Origin of the sequence: Marisediminicola sp. LYQ85, assembly GCF_046600695.1 — a bacterium.
GTDB lineage: Bacteria > Actinomycetota > Actinomycetes > Actinomycetales > Microbacteriaceae > Marisediminicola.
The window spans coordinates 52,232-70,205 of the sequence record NZ_JBKIWO010000001.1 but is presented as its reverse complement, the minus strand read 5'-3'; the positions used below and the strand labels follow the sequence as shown (position 1 = coordinate 70,205).

The window sequence follows — 17,974 nt, the reverse complement described above, 5'->3', positions numbered from 1 at the left end:
GGGCACTGCGTGGTGTTACGGAGTCGAAACCGACTCGACGACGATGTCTCCGCTGATGATCTGCTCGCGGATCTCGTCGATCTCGGTGAGGAGCTCCTCGTCGACGGTCGACTCGAAGTCGTGGAGGGGAGCGATGTCGACCCCTCCGTTCTCGAGCGTTCCGACATACGGGGCGGCGTCGAAGTCACCCTCGGCTGCGCCGACGGCGACCTCTTCGACGGCGTCGGTCATCTGCTTGAGGATCGACGTGAGGTAGAGGTCGGAGAAATCGGGAGCGGTAAGGAACAGGTCGCTGTCGACTCCGATGAGCGCAGCACTGTCGTCGCGGTCGCGGATGGCCTCACCGGCGGAGATGAAGATGGGGCCACCGACGGGGAGCAGAACGTCGGCACCCTGGTCGAGGAGTCCCTCGGCAGTGGTCTTCGCGGTCTGGTTCGCCTCGAACCCACCGGTGAAGAGGCCGTCCTGCGCCTCTTTGTCCCAGCCGAGCACGGTGACGTCGGCCGACTTCTCTTCGTTGTAGTACGCGACGCCGTCGACGAAGCCGTCCATGAAGATCGTGACCGACGGGAACTGGAGTCCGCCGAAGGTTCCGACGGTTCCGGTCTCGGAGGTGCCGGCCGCGAGGTACCCCGCGAGGAAGGCGGCCTCGGCCGTGTTGTAGAGGATCGGCTTGACGTTGTCGAGTTCGAGCGGCTCGCCGTCGTCGGTCGAGAGACCGGAGTCGATGAGGGCGAAGTTCACGTCTTCGTTGGCCTCGGCGGCGTCGCGCGTGGCGTTCGCGAGAGCGAATCCGACCGTGAGGATGAAGTCGCAACCCTGGTCGACCATTCCGGAGACGTTGCCGGCGTACTGGTCCTCCGCCGTCGACTCCGCCTCGTTGAACTCGACACCGAGGTCGTCAGCTGCGGCTTCGATGCCGGCGTAGCTGCTCTCGTTGAACGACTGGTCGTCGAATCCACCGAAGTCGGAGACGATGCACGGGGTGTAGTCGATCGACTCGCCGCTGCCGCCCTCGTCCTCGGGCGGAGCCGCACATCCTGCGAGGAGCGCGCCGATTCCGACGAGAGCAAGACCGCTGTAGACGGTCCTCCGTGTGGTGTTTCTCAAGGTGTCCTCCAAGATGCCGCCCGAACTCGGTCGTCGGGCCGATTATTGCGACCACGTTACTCAGTGCGACGACGGCCGAGCACCAGTTGGCGGGCCTGACGCCGAATGGTTACAAATCCGCGACCGCCCCGAAACGAGCGCGCAATGAAGCGGAACCGCGACGCCCCGCGGCGAGGTCAGGGCGTGCTGGGCGACGTGACCTCGAGGGAGCCCTCGACGATCTCGGCCTCGAGAGCGTCGAGCTGCTCGGCGAGCTCGGCGGAGACGAGGGACTCGAGCTCGTGGAACGGCGCGAGTGCGACGCCGCCGTTCTCGAGGGTGCCCACGAAGGCGTCGTTGTCGAAGGTGCCGTCGATGCTCTGCCCCACGATCTCGACGACCGCGTCACCGGTGTTCTTGAGGACCGAGGTGAGCACGATGCCCCGGTACTCCTCCGGGAGGGTCTCGTATCCGTCGTTGTCGACCCAGATGATCGACACGTCGTCGGCCTCGACCGCGGCGGCGGCGGCCCCCTGGCCCACTTGACCGGCGACGGGCAGGATGACGTCGGCTCCCTGGTCGATGAAGGCTTGAGCGGTCTGACGCCCCTTGTTGATGTCTTCGAAGTCCCCCGTGAAGACGCCATCCTGATCGACCTTGTCCCAACCGAGCACCTCGACGCTCGAGTCGGTGTCGGCGTTGTACCGCGCGACTCCGTCGACGAACCCGTCCATGAAGAGGGTCACGGGCGGCTGGTTGCCGCCGCCGAAGGTCGCGACGACCCCGGTCTCGGAGACCCCCGCGGCGAGGTATCCGGCGAGGAAGGCCGCCTGAGCCGTGTCGTAGACGATCGGCTTGATGTTGGCGCCGTCGACGAGCTCGTCGACGATCGCGAAGTCCACGTCGGGGTTGAGCTCGCCCTGCTCCGCTGTTGCGGGGGCGAGTTCGTAGCCGACCGTCAAGACGAAGTCGCACCCCGTCGCGACCGCTTGCTCGACGTTCGGCGCGAGGTCGGTCTCGGTCTCGGAGACGAGCACCTGGGCGGCGATGTCGAGGTCGCCCTCGGCCTGCTGGAGCCCCTCCCAGCTCGACTGGTTGAACGAGCGGTCTTCGAGTCCGCCCGAGTTGGTGACCATGACGGCGCAGAACGAGCCCTCGCTCTCCTCGCTGTCCGGCGGGGTCGCGCACCCGGAGACGACGAGGGTCGCGAACAGGATGGCGCCGAGGGTGGTCGTGGTGCGGGCGGTGCGGAATCGGGACATGTCTCGAACGGTAGCCAGGAGCCCGTCTCGCCCGCCGGGCCAGACGGGCAGCCCGGAGCCTTCGTTACCCCTTCGTTACCGGTCCCGCTCCGGGTGTTGGCCGGGCGCCTCAGAGAACGTCGTCGCGCCCCGAGAGCTTGAGCGCGTCGACGACGGCCTTGACACGTTGCGCGTTGGCACTCGTCGTCACGAGCAGGGCGTCCTCCGTGTCGACGACGACGATGTCCGTGACTCCGATGAGGGAGATGAGCCTCCCGGTCTGGCTCACGACGACCCCGCTCGAGGAGTCCGCGAGCACGCGCGCGTTCTCGCCGAGGATAGCGAGATCCGACTTACGGCCGCGCGCGTGCAGCTTCGCGATCGCGGCGAAGTCACCGACGTCGTCCCAGTCGAAGTCTCCCGGGATGACGGCGAGGCGTCCCGCGGCCGCGGCGGGTTCGGCGACGGTGTAGTCGATCGCGATCTTCTCGAGGGTCGGCCACACGCGATCGACGACCGCGCCGCGCTCGGGGGTGTCCCACACGCGCGCGAGCTCGAGGATGCCCGCGAGGAGCTCGGGGCGGGATTCGCCGAGCTGCTCGAGGAGCATCGAGGCTTTCGCGATGAACATCCCGCCGTTCCAGAGGTATCTGCCGTCGGCGAGGTAGGCCGCCGCCGTCTCGGCGTCGGGCTTCTCGACGAACCGGTCCGCGCGCACCGCCGACGGGGCGCGGTCGATCGCGAGCGGCTCCGCGCAGTGCACGTAGCCGAACCCGATGGCCGGCTCGGTCGGGGTGATCCCGATGGTCGCGATGAAACCGTCTTCCGCGGCGGCGACGGCCTCGAGAACGGCGCGACGGAAACCGCGGCGGTCGCCGATGACGTGGTCGGCCGCGAACGACCCGACGATGACTCCGGGCTCACGGTGCTCGAGGATGGCGGCGGCGAGGCCGATCGCCGCGGAGGAGTCCTTAGGCTCGCTCTCGAGCACGACGTTCGCGTCGGCGAGTGCGGGCAGTTGCGCTTCGACGGCCGCGCGGTGCGCGCGCCCCGTGACGACCATGATGCGGTCGGGCCCCGAGATGGGAGCGAGACGATCCCACGTCGCGCGCAGGAGAGTGCTGCCGGATCCCGTGAGGTCGTGCAGGAACTTGGGCGCGTCGGCGCGCGAGAGCGGCCACAGGCGTGAACCGATGCCCCCCGCGGGGATGATGCTGTAGAACTTCTCGAGCCCGTCGCGCTGTCGATTCATGTCGCCACCCTACTGAGCGGACAGAACACCGCAGACAGAACCGCCCGGACAGCACCGGGCGGACGACACCGGGCGGACACCGCGCACCCCAAGCCGTCATCCGCCATTCACTCGGGAGACACGCGGATATCTCCGGCCCGCCGATCCGCCTCCGTAGCGTGACACTCGTCCACTCGATCGGAGTCGCCATGCGTGTCGCAGTCGTCAGCGAGAGTTTCCTCCCCACCGTCAACGGAGTGACCACGAGCGTGATGAAGGTGCTCGACCACCTTCGGGCTCGCGGCCACGAGGCCATCGTCATCACCCCCTCGGCGGGGTCGCCGAGCAGCTACGCCGGATTCACCGTGCGCCAGGTGCCCGCGTTCGCCTACCGCCAGTTTCCGGTCGGACTCCCGAGCCCGCTCGTGCAGCGCATCATCGCCGACTTCGCGCCCGACGTCGTGCACGTCGCCTCCCCCTTCATGCTCGGCGCCACGGCCCTCACCGCCGCGAAGCGCCTGCACATCCCGAGCGTCGCGATCTTCCAGACCGACGTCGCCGGATACGCCAGGCGCAACAACCTCGCCGCCGCGACCGGGTTCGCCTGGCGCCTCATCAAGTGGATCCACGACGGCGCCGACGTCACCCTCGCCCCGTCGACCGCGTCGATAGCCGACCTCACTCGCGCGGGGGTGTCCCGAGTCGAACGCTGGGCGCGCGGAGTCGACCTGCAGCGCTACCACCCGCGCAACCGTTCATCCGACGCGGTCACCGCGCTCCGACGCGAGGTCGCGCCCCACGGCGAGACGATCGTCGGATACGTGGGCAGGGTCGCACCCGAGAAGCAGATCGAGCGGTTGCGCGCGCTGCGCGGTGTCGCGAACATCCGCATCGTGATCGTCGGAGACGGCCCCGGGATGCCCTCGGTGAAGCGCGCACTTCACGGGATGCCGGTGACCTACCTCGGTGCTCTCGCGGGTGAACAGCTCGCGTCGGCCTACGCGTCGTTCGACCTCTTCGTGCACACGGGCACCGAGGAGACCTTCGGTCAGACGCTCCAGGAGGCCCACGCGACGGGGTTGCCCGTCGTGGCTCCGCGAGCCGGTGGCCCGGTCGACCTCGTGACGCCCGGCCTCGACGGCTACCTCTTCGACCCCGCAGACGATCGCACTCTGCGCGCCGCCGTGGAGAGGCTGAGTCTGGACCCCGCGCTGCGCGCGCGACTGGGCGAGGCGGGTCGCCGCCGCGTGCTCTCCCGATCGTGGGACGCCGTGTGCGACGAGCTCCTCGGGCACTACCGCACCGCGCGGACAGCACGCGACAGGAAGGTTCTCGCGCGCGCGATCTGACCCGGCGACCTTGCTGGGAAGTGTCTCGACGTCGAGCGATTTAGGCTGCCCTGAGAAGCGGGGTCAGCGGGTGCCGAATAGACTGAAAGTCGTTCAGTCGACGAACGAATGCTCGCCCCGGCGTCGGGGCCACAATCATCCGCAGGGAGGGTTACTCGTGTCTGAGAAATCCGCGGGAACTCTGGCCGAACGCGGTCCTGAGAAAAAGTATCCGCTGCCCAAGATCACCGCACCGAAGATCCCTCGAGGAACCCTCTACCGGGGCAACACGGGAATGTGGTCGTGGGTGCTGCACCGCATCACGGGTGTGGCGATCTACTTCTTCCTCCTCGTGCACGTGCTCGACACCGCGCTCGTGCGGGTGAGCCCCGAGGCCTACAACGTCGTGATCGAGAGCTACAAGACCCCGATCATGGGGCTCGGTGAGCTCGGACTCGTCGCCGCGATCGGGTTCCACGCCCTCAACGGTCTGCGCATCATCCTCATCGACTTCTGGTCGGTCGGCCCGAAGTACCACCGCCTCATGTTCGTCGTGGTCCTCGTGATGTGGGCCGTGCTCATGATCGGTTTCGCCCCCCGCCACCTCATGCACGTCTTCGGAGGCTGACGATGACTACCGAGAACATTCAGGCACCCCGGTCGGCGTCGACCGCGGTCGCGAACCGCGGCGTCAACTGGGAGAAGTGGGGCTGGATCTACATGCGCGCGAGCGGTGTCGTTCTCGTCGTGCTGATCTTCGGCCACCTGTTCGTCAACCTCATGGTCGGCGAAGGCGTCAACGCGATCGACTTCGCCTTCGTCGCCGGCAAATGGGCCGACCCGTTCTGGATCGTCTGGGACACCCTCCTCCTCTGGCTCGCGCTCATCCACGGCTCCAACGGCATGCGCACGATCGTCAACGACTACGCGAGCAACAGGCTCGTGCGCACCATCCTCAAGGGCGCCCTCGCGGCGTCCACCGTCGTCCTCCTCGTTTTGGGAACCCTTGTGATCTACACCTTCGAGCCCTGCCCCGTCGGCGCTCCCGCCGACCTTCTGCCCTCCTTCTGTGGAGTGGCTTCTTGAGCCGCGAGGGCACCTCGCCGAGCACCATCGTCGACGGAATCCACTACCACCAGTTCGACGTCGTCATCGTGGGAGCCGGTGGTGCCGGCATGCGCGCGGCCATCGAGGCCGGTCCCCACGCCAACACGGCGGTCATCTCCAAGCTCTATCCGACCCGGTCGCACACGGGTGCCGCGCAAGGCGGCATGGCCGCGGCCCTCGCCAACGTCGAGGAAGACAACTGGGAGTGGCACACCTTCGACACCGTCAAGGGTGGCGACTACCTCGTCGACCAGGACGCCGCGGAGATCCTCGCGAAAGAGGCCATCGACGCGATCATCGACCTCGAGAACATGGGGCTGCCCTTCAACCGCACGCCCGACGGCAAGATCGACCAGCGTCGCTTCGGCGGTCACACGGCCGAGCACGGCAAGTCGCCCGTGCGTCGCGCGTGCTACGCGGCCGACCGCACGGGTCACATGATCCTGCAGACGCTCTACCAGAACTGCGTCAAGCACGGCATCAACTTCTTCAACGAGTTCTACGTGCTCGACCTGCTCATGACCGAGGTCGTCGAAGACGGCGCAACGGTCAAGCGCCCCTCGGGTGTCGTCGCGTACGAGCTGTCGACGGGCGAGATCCATGTCTTCCAGGCGAAGTCGATCGTCTTCGCGACGGGTGGCTACGGCAAGATCTTCAAGACGACCTCGAACGCGCACACCCTCACGGGTGACGGCGTCGGCATCATCTGGCGCAAGGGACTCCCCCTCGAAGACATGGAGTTCTTCCAGTTCCACCCGACCGGACTCGCGGGGCTCGGCATCCTGCTCTCCGAGGCCGCCCGAGGCGAAGGCGCGATCCTGCGCAACAGCGAGGGCGAGAGGTTCATGGAGCGCTACGCGCCCACCATCAAGGACCTCGCCCCCCGAGACATCGTCGCGAGGTGCATGGCGACCGAGATCCGCGAGGGTCGCGGCGCCGGCCCGAACAAGGACTATGTCTACCTCGACATCACCCACCTCGAGCCCGCCGTCATCGACGCGAAGCTCCCCGACATCACCGAGTTCGCGCGCACCTACCTCGGCGTCGAGCCCTACTACGAGCCCGTGCCCGTGCTCCCGACGGCGCACTACGCGATGGGCGGAATCCCGACCAACGTCGACGCCGAGGTGCTGAGCGACAACACGACCGTCGTTCCCGGTCTCTACGCCGCCGGAGAGTGCGCGTGCGTGAGCGTGCACGGCTCCAACCGCCTCGGAACCAACTCGCTCCTCGACATCAACGTGTTCGGCAAGCGCGCGGGCAAGAACGCCGTGATCTACGCGAAGTCCGCCGACTTCGTGCCCCTGCCCGAGAATCCCGCCGCGGGAGTGCTCGCGCTCCTCGACGGGGTACGTCAGGGCGACGGCACCGAGCGGATCGCGGTCATCCGCAAAGAACTCCAGGACTCGATGGACCGCAACGCGCAGGTCTACCGCACCGAGGAGACCCTCGCCGAGGTCACCGAGCTCATCGAGAACCTCCGAGCGCGCTACAAGAACATCAAGGTTCAGGACAAGGGCAAGAGGTTCAACACCGACCTGCTCGAGGCCGTGGAGCTCGGGTTCCTGCTCGACCTCGCCGAAGTGCTCGTGTATTCGGCGCGCTCGCGCAAGGAGAGCCGCGGAGGTCACTTCCGCGAGGACTTCCCGACCCGCAACGACGACGACTACCTCGTGCACACGATGGCCTACCTCACGGGTGACCCCGAGTCCGCGGATGCGGGCGAGCACATCCGACTCGAGACGAAGCCCGTCGTGATCACCAACTACCAGCCGATGGAAAGAAAGTACTGATGAGCACTCCCGTACTCGAACGAGACAACGCGGCATCCGACGAGGTCGAGATGTTCACGGCGACGCTCATCATCCGGCGCTTCGACCCCGAGGTGGATGCCGAGCCGCGCTGGGAGGACTTCGACGTCGAGGTTCTCGCTACCGATCGGGTGCTCGACGCTCTGCACAAGATCAAGTGGGAGCAGGACCAGACGCTGACCTTCCGCCGCTCGTGCGCCCACGGGGTCTGCGGGTCGGACGCGATGCGCATCAACGGCCGCAACCGTCTCGCGTGCAAGGCCCTCATCAAGGACCTCGACATCTCGAAGCCGATCTACGTCGAGGCCATCAAGGGGCTCCCCCTCGAGAAGGACCTCATCGTCAACATGGACCCCTTCTTCGAGAGCTTCGCGGAGGTGCAGCCGTTCCTCATCGCCTCGAGCAAGCCCGAGAAGGAGCGCCTGCAGAGCCCCGCCGAGCGTGCGCGGTTCGACGACACCACGAAGTGCATCCTGTGCGCCGCGTGCACGTCGAGCTGCCCCGTCTTCTGGACCGACGGACAGTACTTCGGACCGGCAGCGATCGTCAACGCCCACCGGTTCATCTTCGACTCGCGTGACGAGGGCTCGCAGGTGCGCCTCGACATCCTCAACGACAAGGAGGGTGTGTGGCGCTGTCGCACGACCTTCAACTGCACCGAGGCGTGCCCCCGCGGCATCCAGGTGACGCAAGCGATCGCCGAGGTCAAGCAGGCGATCATGCGCGGCACCCCGTAACGATCGTCGTTCCCCAACCGGGACACGACGAAGCGCCCGGCCCCGTGAGGGTGCCGGGCGCTTCGTCGTCAGCGGTGCGGGACGGTCAGGGTCCGTCCGCGGTGCGGATCAGCTCGCGGATGCCGCGGCGCGCGCGTCGGCGGCCGTGCGAGCGCCGAGCGCGCGAGCGGCACGCGCCCTGGCCTCGTCGAGGGTGACCGTCAGGAGTGCCGCGCGCACGTCGGCGAGAGCCGCGGGCGTCATGCTGAGAGTCGTCGCACCGAGCCCGACGAGCACGATCGCGAGCTGCGGGTCGGCTGCCGCCTCACCGCAGATACCGACGGGCTTGCCCGCGGCCGCACCGGCGTCACCGAGCTGCTTCACGAGACGCAACACGGCGGGGTGCCACGGGTCCTGATACGACGCGACGCTCCCGAGCATGCGGTCTGCCGCGAGGGTGTACTGGGTGAGGTCGTTCGTGCCGACGCTCACGAAGTCCGCCGACTCGAGCACCTGGTCGGCGACGAGAGCGAGCGAGGGGATCTCGGCCATGACACCGACGGTCGTGAGACCGAGCTCGCGGCCGAGCTCGACGAAGTAGTCGGTCTCGGCGGCGTCGGCCACCATGGGGGCCATGACCCAGAGGTCGGCGTCGGACTCCGCTTCGGCGCCCGCGAGCGCCGTGAGCTGATCGCGCAGGATCTGCTCGCTCGCGCGCAGGGCACGCAAGCCGCGCAGGCCGAGCGCGGGGTTCTCCTCTTCGGCGTCGTTGAGGAAGCTCAGGGGCTTGTCCGCCCCCGCGTCGAGAGCGCGCACGACGACCTTCTTGCCCGAGAAGTGGCCGAGGAGATCGCGGTACTGGGCCTGCTGGTCTTCGACCGTCGGCGCGGTCTTCGCGTCGAGGAAGAGGAACTCGGTGCGGAAGAGACCGACACCCTCGGCCCCGAGCTCGACGGCGGCCTCCGCATCGGCGGGGGAGCCGAGGTTCGCGAGCAGGGGCACCGCGGTGCCGTCGGAGAGCGCGCCTGCCGTGATGGGGGCCGCGAGGGCGGCCGCTCGCTCGGCGATGCGAGCGCGAGCGGACTCGACGGCGTCGTCACTCGGGTCGACCGTGATCGCCCCGCTCGCGGCATCCGCGATGATGAGCGTTCCGTCGGCGAGGTCGAGGGCACCGGTGACGCCGACGATCGCGGGAATCGACTTCGATCGCGCGAGGATCGCCGTGTGGCTCGTGGGACCGCCGTCGCGCGTGATGAGGGCGAGCACCTTGTCGAGGTCGAGGAGAGCGGTGTCTGCGGGGGCGAGGTCGGGAGCGACGAGGATGAACGGCTCGTCGCTCTCGGGAACGCCCGGTGCCGGCACGCCGCGGAGGCGCGCGATGACGCGCTGCGAGACATCCCCGAGGTCGGTCGCGCGCTCGGCCATGTAGCCGCCCATGCCGATGAGGATGTCTTGGAACGCCGCGAACGCGTCGAAGACGGCCCTCTCGCCGGTCGACCCGGCGTCGATGCGCGCCTTCACGTCGTCGGCGAGGGTCGGATCCTTCGCCATCATCGAGGCGGCCTCGAGAACCTCCTGAGCCGCACCGCCCGCCGTCGCACCGCGTTCGAGCAGTTCGGCTGCGACGGCATCGAGTGCGTCGATCGTCGAGCGCAACTCCGCTTCGGCGTCTCCGGAATGCTGCGCCTGCTCCGGTTTGGCGAGAGGCTCGGGCATCCTGAGGATGCGCCCCACCGCGACTGTGCTGCCGACTCCGACGCCGCTCAGGTCCATTGTCACAACTTCCGCTCTGGGGCCGCCGTGGCCCCCGTGATGCTCGTCGCCCCGTGTCTCGGGGGCTCGAGTCAGCCTATCCCGGCCTTGTTACGCTGACGGAATGGCGAAGCCGCGCGCGCACGACGAGAGCACCGTCGGGCGCCGAGGCGACGGCGCACACGATCGCGTCACCGCCGACGTCGACGAGAGGGCGGATGACACGCGCTCGGGGGGCGGCACTGGCACCGGCACCGGCACCGGCACCGGCACGACCGTCGTCTCGCCCGCGAACGACTCGCGCGACGCCGGCGAGGGCACGGCCACCCCCGGCGGCATCGGCGGTGCCGTCTCCCGAATCGTGACGACCGTGTTCGAGCTCAAACCGGTGCGCGTGCTCTTCCACTACCTTTCGCGCATCGGCCCCCTCATGGCGACCGGTCTCGCCTACCAAGCACTCTTCGCGACCTTCGCCGCCCTGTGGGTCGGCTTCTCGATCGCCGGAATCGTGATCCAGAACGACATCGGATTGCGCAACGAGCTAGTCGACACCATCTCCGCCGCGGTGCCCGGGCTCATCGAGTCGCCGGAGCAGCCCGACGGCGCCATCGACCCCGAGGATCTGCTCGAGACCGGCGGACTCAACTGGACGGGCCTCGCCGCCCTCGTCATCCTGCTCTTCATCGCGCTCAACTTCCTTGCGTCGGCGCGCGACGCCGTGCGACGGATGTTCGGCCTCCAGCAGGTGCAGGCGAACATCCTGATCCTCAAGGCGAAGGACTTCGGTCTCGCGCTCGCCTTCGGTGCGGCCCTCCTGCTCTCGACCGTGCTCTCGTCGCTCAGCACCGTGCTCATGGACTTCTTCCTCTCCCTCGTGGGCATCGGCGAGGACTCCTGGTTCTCGGCGACCCTCGGAACGGTCGTCGGGCTCATCATCGTGCTCACGCTCGACACCGTGGTGCTCGCAGCGCTCTACCGGGTGCTCGCGGGCATTCCGATCCCGCGCCGCAGACTCTTCGGCGGCGCGTTGCTCGGAGGGGTGCTCGTCGGCGCGCTCAAACTGCTCGGCAACACTCTGCTCGGGGGCGCGGGCACCAACCCGCTGCTCGAGACGTTCGCGATCATCATCGGTCTGCTCATCTTCTTCAACCTCGTGTGCCAGGCCATCCTCATCTCGGCGGCGTGGGTCGCCGTGGGCATGAACGACAGCGGGATCGCCGCCGACCCCGTGGCCGCCGAAGAGGAACGGCGGGAGCAGGAACGCATCGCCGAGCTCGAGCGGATCGCCGCCGAGGCGCAGCGGCCGAAAGGGCTCGCGCGGGTCTGGGCGCGAATCTCGCGGCGCGGCTCAAAATAGACTGACCTCATGACTCAGCCCCTCCGCATCGCGACCGTCAACGTCAACGGAGTGCGCGCCGCGTATCGCAAGGGCATGGGCGACTGGCTCGACGGTCGCGGTGTCGACATCCTCGCCCTCCAGGAGGTGCGCGCGTCGACCGACGACCTCGCGGGGCTCCTCGGCGACGGGTGGAGCATCCTGCACGACGCGGCCACGGTGAAAGGCCGTGCGGGGGTCGCGATCGCGAGCCGGAACGTCGCGACCGTTCACCGCGTGAGCCTCGGCGCCGACGAGTTCGACAGCGCCGGGCGCTGGCTCGAAGCCGACTTCACCGTCGGAGACGCGAGCATCACGGTCGTGAGCACCTACGTGCACTCGGGCGAGGTCGGCACCCCCAAGCAGGTCGAGAAGTACACCTTCCTCGACGCGATGGAGGCGCGCCTCCCCGAGCTCGCGAGCCACTCCGACCACGCGCTCGTCGTCGGCGACCTCAACGTCGGACACCGCGAGATCGACATCCGCAACTGGAAGGGCAACCGCAAGAACGCGGGGTTCCTGCCCGACGAACGCGCCTACTTCGATCGCTTCTTCGGCCCCCTCGGCGAGACCGTGACGGGCGTCGACGGCTCGACGGGGCCCGGCCTCGGCTGGGTCGACGTCGGCCGCGCGTGGGCGGGCGAGGTCGAAGGGCCATACACGTGGTGGTCGCAGCGCGGCAAAGCCTTCGACACCGACACCGGGTGGCGACTCGACTACCACGTGGCCACGCCCGCCCTCGCGGCGAGCGTGACGTCGTATGCCGTCGACAAAGCCGACGCGTGGGACACCCGATGGTCCGACCACGCTCCCGTCGTCGTCGACTACGTGATCTGACCCCCCTTCCCGCCAAGAAAGCACACCATGACCTCCAAACCCCGTCTCTTCTCCGGGATGCAGCCCTCGGCCGACTCCCTCCACATCGGCAACTACGTGGGGGCGCTGCGGCAGTGGCGCGACATGCAGGAGTCGCACGACGCGATCTTCTGCGTCGTCGACCTCCACGCGATCACCGTGCCGCAGGAGCCGGCCGTGCTGCGCGCGCAGATCCGCCGCACCGCCGCGCAGTACATCGCGGCGGGGATCGACCCCGAGAAGTCGACCCTCTTCGTGCAGTCCCACGTTCCCGCGCACGCCCAGCTCGCGTGGGTGCTCAACACCATCACGGGCTTCGGCGAGGCCAGCCGCATGACGCAGTTCAAAGACAAGGCGGCCAAGAACGGAACGGATGCCGCGTCGCTCGGGCTCTTCGCCTACCCGACCCTCATGGCGGCGGACATCCTGCTCTACCAGACCCACCAGGTGCCGGTCGGCGACGATCAGAAACAGCACGTGGAGCTCACGCGGGATCTCGCGACGCGGTTCAACAGCCGATTCGGCTCGACCTTCGTCGTGCCCGAACCGACGATCCTCGCCCAGGGCGCACGGCTCTACGACCTGCAGAACCCGGTGTCGAAGATGAGCAAATCGGCGGCGTCGACCTCGGGAGTCGTCTTCCTGCTCGACGAGGCGAAGACGACGGCGAAGAAGTTCAAGTCGGCGGTGACCGACGACGACCGCGAGATCCGCTTCGACCGCGGCGCCAAACCCGGTGTGTCCAACCTCCTCACGATCCTCTCGGCGTTCGGAGGTTCACCCATCGCCGACCTCGAGGCGCAGTACGCGGGGCGGGGATACGGAGACCTCAAGGGCGACGTCGCCGACGCGGTCGTGGCCGTGTTCGATCCGATCCGCACTCGCGCGCTCGAACTGATGGATGACCCGGCCGAGCTCGATCGCATCCTCGCCGTGAGCGCCGACCGGGCCAACGAGATCGCGGAGCAGACCCTCGCGACCGTCTACGACAGGATCGGCCTGCTGCCGAAAGTACGCCGATGACCGACGGGAGTGCGGGTGACACCGGCGCAGGGGAGACCGGCGCACGCGAGACGGACGCACCCGACCCCGTCGTGCGCCTCGAGACCGAGCGGCTCGTGCTCGATGCCGTCGTGCCCTCCGACGCCCCCCGGATCGCCGAGTTCTGCCAAGACCCCGAACTGCAGCGCTGGGTTCCCGTTCCGCAGCCGTACACCCTCGATCACGCCACCTCCTTCGCCACCGACTACGCCTCCTCGAGCCGGTCGGGCAGACACCCGGCGAGCGACGGGGTCGTGCTCTGGGCGATCCGACTCGAGGGCGAACTCGCCGGCGTGATCGAGCTGCGACTCGAACCGGTCCGTTCGGCGACCGTCGGGTTCTGGCTCGCACGGTCGAGGCGACGGGCTCGCCTCATGGACGAGGCCCTCGCCGCGGTGATCGACCTCGGGTTCGATCCGACCGCGCTCGACCTCCAGCGCATCCACTGGCAAGCGGTTGCCGGCAACGTGCCGTCGGCGATGATCGCGCGGCGCGCGGGCTTCCGATTCGAGGGGACGGCGCGCAAATCGATGGTGCACCGCGACGAACGCGTCGATGCGTGGCAAGCGAGCCTCCTGCGCAGCGACCCCCGGTCGCGCGCGGGCGGCTGGCCGCTCTGAGCTCCGAGCTCTGAGGGCGAGGGCGAGGGCGGGTGACGGGGAATACCGCGCCCCGAAACGCGTTGACTACACTCGACAGCAGTACGTGCTCCGGGGTCGGTGAGAATCCGAACCGGCGGTGACAGTCCGCGACCCGCACGAGATGGCGACATCCCGTTCGGTTGAGCCGGTGGAATTCCGGGACCGACAGTAATGAGATCGCGAGATCTCTCAGTCTGGATGAGAGGCAGCACGAGCAGGATCGGTCGACCCTGCGCACCATCCCGCGTGCACCGCGCGGAATCCCGGAGACCGTCTCGACACTCGAGATTCAGGACACCGGATGATGAGCACCACGATCGAGGAAGCCATGCGCGCGGCGCTCGCCCTCGCGTCGCGCGGCGTGAAGACCGGACCCAACCCGCGCGTCGGGTGCGTCATCCTCTCCCCCGACGGCACGGTGATCGCCGAGGGCTGGCACCGCGGTGCCGGCACCGCTCACGCCGAAGTCGATGCCCTCAGCCACCTCGTCGACGATGCCGCCCGCGGGGCGACAGCGGTCGTGACCCTCGAACCGTGCAACCACCACGGCCGCACCGGACCGTGCACCGAGGCACTCATCGCCGCGGGCGTGGCGCGAGTCGTCTACGCGGTCGCCGACCCCGGTCACGCCTCGGGTGGCGGCGCCGCGCGACTGCGTGACGCGGCAATCGACGTCGTCGAGGGAGTGCTCGCCGACGAGGCCACCGCCTTTCTGCACGGGTGGCTCACGGCCATGACCCTCCGGCGCCCCGTCGTGACCCTCAAGTGGGCTTCGAGCCTCGACGGTCGGGCCGCGGCCGCCGACGGGTCGAGCCAGTGGATCACGGGAACGGCCGCGCGGCAGCACGTGCACGAGAGGCGGGCGGATGCCGACGCGATCGTCGTCGGCACGGGCACCGTGATCGCGGACGACCCCACGCTCACGGCGCGCGGGGATGCGGGCGAACTCCTCCCCCACCAGCCCGTGCCCGTCGTGGTCGGCGAGCGCGCGGTCGCGGCCACGGCGCGCGTGCGCGAGCATCCGCACGCGCTCATCGAGGCGCGCAGCCACGATCTCGACGCCGTGCTCGCCGACCTGTTCAAAAGGGGCATCCGCTCGGTGTTCGTCGAGGGTGGGCCGACCCTCGCGAGCGCGTTCGTGCGCGCGGGGCTCGTCGACGAGTTTCTCGTCTACCTCGCCCCCGTTCTGCTCGGCGGCGACCGGCTCGCGCTCGGCGACGTGGGCGTGCCGGGAATCGCCGACGCCCGCAGGCTCGCGGTCGAGCGTCTCGAGATCCTCGGCGACGACATCCTGCTGGTCGCGCGCCCCGCGCCAGCCCCACCAGCAGCGGCCGCGCCCGCACTCTCAGCACCCTCAGGCACCGACGGAAGGACCCTCTAATGTTCACCGGAATCATCGAAGAGCTCGGCGAAGTGGTCGAGTGGTCGCCGGGAACGGATGCCGCGAGGCTCACCGTGCGCGGCCCCCTCGTTGTCGGCGACGCCTCCCACGGCGACTCCATCTCGGTCAACGGCGTGTGCCTCACGGTCGTCGACCAGGGGCCGGACTGGTTCACCGCCGACGTCATGGCGCAGACGATCGCCATGAGCACCTTCACGTCTCCGACACCGGGTGAGCCGGTCAACCTCGAGCGTGCAGCCCAGGTGGGCGACCGTCTCGGTGGACACATCGTGCAGGGTCACATCGACGGCACGAGCGAGTTGCTCTCCATCACCGAGGGCAGCGCGTGGCGGATCGTGCGGTTCAGTCTCTCGGCAGACCTCGCACCCCTCGTGGCGAGCAAAGGCTCGATCGCGATCGACGGCATCTCGCTCACCGTGAGCGACGTGGGCACCGACTGGTTCGAGGTGTCACTCATCCCCGAGACACTCTCGGTCACGACGCTCGGCCGCAAGACCGTCGGCGACACGGTCAACATCGAGACCGACATCCTCGCCCGACACGTGGAGCGGATGCTCGCGTTCCGGAACGGGAGCGCATCGTGAGCCTCGCCGACATCCCCACCGCCCTCGACGAGCTGCGTGCTGGCCGACCCGTGATCGTCGTCGACGACGAGGGTCGCGAGAACGAGGGCGACGTCGTGATCTCGGCCGAGCTCGCGAGCCAGGAGTGGATCGCGTGGCTCGTGCGCAACTCGTCGGGGTTCATCTGCGCACCCATGACGAACGAGATCGCCGACCGTCTCGAGCTGCCCGTGATGGTCGCCCACAACGAAGACCCCCGAGGCACCAACTACACGGTCACGGTCGACGCGGCCGACCGGCTCAGCACAGGCATCAGTGCCGCCGATCGCGCCCACACGCTGCGCGTGCTCGCCGACCTCGAGTCGACGCCGTCGAGCCTCAACCGGCCAGGCCACATCCTGCCGCTGCGTGCGGCCGAGGGTGGGGTGCGTGAGCGCGACGGTCACACCGAAGCGGCCGTCGATCTCATGAAACTGGCGGGCCTGACCCCCGTCGGGGCGATCTCCGAGATCGTCGCCGACGACGGCGAGATGATGCGCCTCCCCGGTCTGCTCGCGCTCGGTGAGCGCGAGGGGCTCACCGTCATCACCATCGAGAGCCTCATCGCCTACCTCCACGAGGTGCACGCCGACGTGGAGGTTCCCACGGTCACCCCGCTGCCCGAGAGCTCGCGCGTGATCTTCGAGGTCGAGACGACCATCCCGACGAGCCGCGGACCGTTCCGTTTCCGCGCCTACCGCGACCGGATGTCGGGGGCCGACCACGTGGCCGTCATCGCGGGTGAGCCGACCGACGGTGCTCTCATCCGGGTGCACTCCGAGTGCCTCACGGGCGAGGTGTTCGGTTCGCTCAAGTGCGAGTGCGGACCGCAGCTCGATGCGGCGCTCGACACCATCCAGGAACACGGGGGCGTCGTGATCTACATGCGCGGGCACGAGGGTCGCGGGATCGGTCTCGTCAACAAGCTCAAGGCCTACCGCCTGCAGGAAGACGGGCTCGACACTCTCGACGCCAACCTCGCGCTCGGTTTCCCCGCCGACGGCCGGGACTACGGTGCTGCGGTCGCGATCCTCGAGGACCTCCGACTATCCTCGGTGCGAGTGATCACCAACAACCCCGACAAGGTCAAGCAGCTCGTCGACCGCGGCATCACCGTGATCGACCAGGTGCCTCTCGTGGTCGGGGTGGGCGGGGTCAACGAGGCCTACCTCAGCACCAAGCGCGATCGGATGGGGCACATGTTGCCCGACGATGCTGCACTCGACAGGTTCGTCGCTGCCGCGGCGATCCAGACTCTGAAGGAGCAAGAACTGTGACCGGAGCCGGCGCCCCCGACACCACCCCCCTCGACGCGACGGGACTCTCGGTGACGATCGTCGCCGGGTCATGGCACGAGACCATCGCGGAGGGCCTCCTCGCGGGGGCGAAACGGTATCTCGAGCACGCGAATGCCGACGTCAACGTCGTGCGGGTCTCCGGGAGCTTCGAGCTCCCCGTCGTGAGCAAGGCGGCGTTCAACGCGGGAGCCGACGCTGTCGTCGCGCTCGGCGTCATCATCCGCGGCGGGACGCCCCACTTCGAGTACGTCGCGGATGCGACGACCTCCGGTCTCACGCAAGTGAGCGTGCACTGCGGCAAACCGATCGGTTTCGGTGTGCTCACGGTCGACACGGAGCAGCAGGGACTCGACCGCGCGGGACTCCCCGAGTCGAGCGAAGACAAGGGTGCCGAGGCGGCCGAAGCAGCGGTCTCGACGGCCCTCGTGATCCGCTCGCTCGCGAAGCTCGAGTTCGCGAAGCTCGAGGCGGCCCTCTGATGAAGA

17 protein-coding genes are annotated in these 17,974 nt (G+C 68.5%); 13 read left to right on the top strand and 4 right to left on the bottom strand.

What is annotated here, in order from left to right:
- Positions 1–15: 15 nt before the first annotated feature.
- The 3 genes from ACLHG5_RS00305 to ACLHG5_RS00295 all read right to left on the bottom strand — a co-directional run bounded on the left by ACLHG5_RS00305 (position 16) and on the right by ACLHG5_RS00295 (position 3,582).
- Positions 16–1,110: a BMP family lipoprotein gene (locus ACLHG5_RS00305; RefSeq protein WP_411317523.1), complete on the bottom strand. Its 1,095-nt coding sequence runs from the start codon at positions 1,108–1,110 to the stop codon at positions 16–18.
- 176 nt (positions 1,111–1,286) lie between these two features.
- Entirely contained in the window at positions 1,287–2,351 is a 1,065-nt protein-coding gene (locus tag ACLHG5_RS00300) for a BMP family lipoprotein (protein WP_411317522.1), read from the bottom strand.
- A gap of 109 nt (positions 2,352–2,460) precedes the next feature.
- A complete protein-coding gene (locus ACLHG5_RS00295) occupies positions 2,461–3,582 on the bottom strand; it encodes a mannose-1-phosphate guanylyltransferase (RefSeq protein ID WP_411317521.1) in 1,122 nt (373 codons plus the stop codon).
- Between the two features lie 188 nt (positions 3,583–3,770).
- Between ACLHG5_RS00295 and ACLHG5_RS00290 the strand changes: the two genes are divergently transcribed.
- The 5 genes from ACLHG5_RS00290 to ACLHG5_RS00270 all read left to right on the top strand — a co-directional run bounded on the left by ACLHG5_RS00290 (position 3,771) and on the right by ACLHG5_RS00270 (position 8,544).
- A complete protein-coding gene (locus ACLHG5_RS00290; RefSeq protein WP_411317520.1) occupies positions 3,771–4,910 on the top strand; it encodes a glycosyltransferase family 4 protein in 1,140 nt (379 codons plus the stop codon).
- A gap of 214 nt (positions 4,911–5,124) precedes the next feature.
- Positions 5,125–5,517 carry a succinate dehydrogenase, cytochrome b556 subunit gene (sdhC, locus tag ACLHG5_RS00285; protein ID WP_411316339.1) on the top strand — a complete coding sequence of 131 codons (393 nt, stop codon included), beginning with the start codon at positions 5,125–5,127 and terminating at the stop codon, positions 5,515–5,517.
- Between the two features lie 2 nt (positions 5,518–5,519).
- On the top strand, positions 5,520–5,975 hold the full coding sequence (locus tag ACLHG5_RS00280) for a succinate dehydrogenase hydrophobic membrane anchor subunit (RefSeq protein ID WP_411316214.1): 456 nt from the start codon (positions 5,520–5,522) through the stop codon (positions 5,973–5,975).
- The gene (gene sdhA, locus ACLHG5_RS00275) at positions 5,972–7,789 is read left to right on the top strand and encodes a succinate dehydrogenase flavoprotein subunit (protein ID WP_411316215.1); all 1,818 of its coding nucleotides are present in this window, start codon (positions 5,972–5,974) and stop codon (positions 7,787–7,789) included. The genes ACLHG5_RS00280 and sdhA overlap by 4 nt, the downstream gene beginning before the upstream one ends.
- Positions 7,789–8,544: a succinate dehydrogenase iron-sulfur subunit gene (locus ACLHG5_RS00270; RefSeq protein WP_411316216.1), complete on the top strand. Its 756-nt coding sequence runs from the start codon at positions 7,789–7,791 to the stop codon at positions 8,542–8,544. The genes sdhA and ACLHG5_RS00270 overlap by 1 nt, the downstream gene beginning before the upstream one ends.
- A 108-nt stretch (positions 8,545–8,652) precedes the next feature.
- Here ACLHG5_RS00270 and ptsP read toward each other — a convergent pair whose 3' ends face one another.
- Positions 8,653–10,296, bottom strand: coding sequence for a phosphoenolpyruvate--protein phosphotransferase (ptsP, locus tag ACLHG5_RS00265; protein WP_411316217.1), 1,644 nt, complete (start codon positions 10,294–10,296; stop codon positions 8,653–8,655).
- Positions 10,297–10,399: 103 nt separating this feature from the next.
- On the opposite strand from ptsP, the gene ACLHG5_RS00260 reads away from it, so the two are divergent.
- The 8 genes from ACLHG5_RS00260 (at position 10,400) to ribH (ending at position 17,968) form a co-directional block, all read left to right on the top strand.
- Positions 10,400–11,632, top strand: coding sequence for a YihY/virulence factor BrkB family protein (locus ACLHG5_RS00260; RefSeq protein ID WP_411317519.1), 1,233 nt, complete (start codon positions 10,400–10,402; stop codon positions 11,630–11,632).
- Positions 11,633–11,641: 9 nt separating this feature from the next.
- Positions 11,642–12,487: an exodeoxyribonuclease III gene (locus ACLHG5_RS00255; protein WP_411317518.1), complete on the top strand. Its 846-nt coding sequence runs from the start codon at positions 11,642–11,644 to the stop codon at positions 12,485–12,487.
- A gap of 27 nt (positions 12,488–12,514) precedes the next feature.
- Positions 12,515–13,528 carry a tryptophan--tRNA ligase gene (gene trpS / locus ACLHG5_RS00250; RefSeq protein WP_411316220.1) on the top strand — a complete coding sequence of 338 codons (1,014 nt, stop codon included), beginning with the start codon at positions 12,515–12,517 and terminating at the stop codon, positions 13,526–13,528.
- Positions 13,525–14,166, top strand: coding sequence for a GNAT family N-acetyltransferase (locus tag ACLHG5_RS00245; protein ID WP_411316221.1), 642 nt, complete (start codon positions 13,525–13,527; stop codon positions 14,164–14,166). Before trpS ends, ACLHG5_RS00245 begins: the two co-directional genes overlap by 4 nt.
- A 322-nt stretch (positions 14,167–14,488) precedes the next feature.
- Positions 14,489–15,568: a bifunctional diaminohydroxyphosphoribosylaminopyrimidine deaminase/5-amino-6-(5-phosphoribosylamino)uracil reductase RibD gene (gene ribD / locus ACLHG5_RS00240; RefSeq protein ID WP_411317517.1), complete on the top strand. Its 1,080-nt coding sequence runs from the start codon at positions 14,489–14,491 to the stop codon at positions 15,566–15,568.
- Positions 15,568–16,173 carry a riboflavin synthase gene (locus ACLHG5_RS00235; RefSeq protein ID WP_411317516.1) on the top strand — a complete coding sequence of 202 codons (606 nt, stop codon included), beginning with the start codon at positions 15,568–15,570 and terminating at the stop codon, positions 16,171–16,173. The genes ribD and ACLHG5_RS00235 overlap by 1 nt, the downstream gene beginning before the upstream one ends.
- Positions 16,170–17,468 carry a 3,4-dihydroxy-2-butanone-4-phosphate synthase gene (gene ribB / locus ACLHG5_RS00230; protein ID WP_411317515.1) on the top strand — a complete coding sequence of 433 codons (1,299 nt, stop codon included), beginning with the start codon at positions 16,170–16,172 and terminating at the stop codon, positions 17,466–17,468. The genes ACLHG5_RS00235 and ribB overlap by 4 nt, the downstream gene beginning before the upstream one ends.
- Positions 17,465–17,968: a 6,7-dimethyl-8-ribityllumazine synthase gene (gene ribH, locus ACLHG5_RS00225; RefSeq protein WP_411316225.1), complete on the top strand. Its 504-nt coding sequence runs from the start codon at positions 17,465–17,467 to the stop codon at positions 17,966–17,968. The genes ribB and ribH overlap by 4 nt, the downstream gene beginning before the upstream one ends.
- Positions 17,969–17,974 lie beyond the last annotated feature (6 nt).

Bases quoted from the DNA above. Each gene is read 5' to 3' on its own strand.
- ACLHG5_RS00300 (WP_411317522.1), bottom strand. From the start codon at position 2,351: ATGTCCCGATTCCGCACCGCCCGCACCACGACCACCCTCGGCGCCATC.
- ACLHG5_RS00295 (WP_411317521.1), bottom strand. From the start codon at position 3,582: ATGAATCGACAGCGCGACGGGCTCGAGAAGTTCTACAGCATCATCCCC.
- ACLHG5_RS00290 (WP_411317520.1), top strand. From the start codon at position 3,771: ATGCGTGTCGCAGTCGTCAGCGAGAGTTTCCTCCCCACCGTCAACGGA.
- ACLHG5_RS00280 (WP_411316214.1), top strand. From the start codon at position 5,520: ATGACTACCGAGAACATTCAGGCACCCCGGTCGGCGTCGACCGCGGTC.
- ACLHG5_RS00270 (WP_411316216.1), top strand. From the start codon at position 7,789: ATGAGCACTCCCGTACTCGAACGAGACAACGCGGCATCCGACGAGGTC.
- ptsP (WP_411316217.1), bottom strand. From the start codon at position 10,296: ATGGACCTGAGCGGCGTCGGAGTCGGCAGCACAGTCGCGGTGGGGCGC.
- ACLHG5_RS00260 (WP_411317519.1), top strand. From the start codon at position 10,400: ATGGCGAAGCCGCGCGCGCACGACGAGAGCACCGTCGGGCGCCGAGGC.
- ACLHG5_RS00255 (WP_411317518.1), top strand. From the start codon at position 11,642: ATGACTCAGCCCCTCCGCATCGCGACCGTCAACGTCAACGGAGTGCGC.
- trpS (WP_411316220.1), top strand. From the start codon at position 12,515: ATGACCTCCAAACCCCGTCTCTTCTCCGGGATGCAGCCCTCGGCCGAC.
- ACLHG5_RS00245 (WP_411316221.1), top strand. From the start codon at position 13,525: ATGACCGACGGGAGTGCGGGTGACACCGGCGCAGGGGAGACCGGCGCA.
- ribD (WP_411317517.1), top strand. From the start codon at position 14,489: ATGATGAGCACCACGATCGAGGAAGCCATGCGCGCGGCGCTCGCCCTC.
- ACLHG5_RS00235 (WP_411317516.1), top strand. From the start codon at position 15,568: ATGTTCACCGGAATCATCGAAGAGCTCGGCGAAGTGGTCGAGTGGTCG.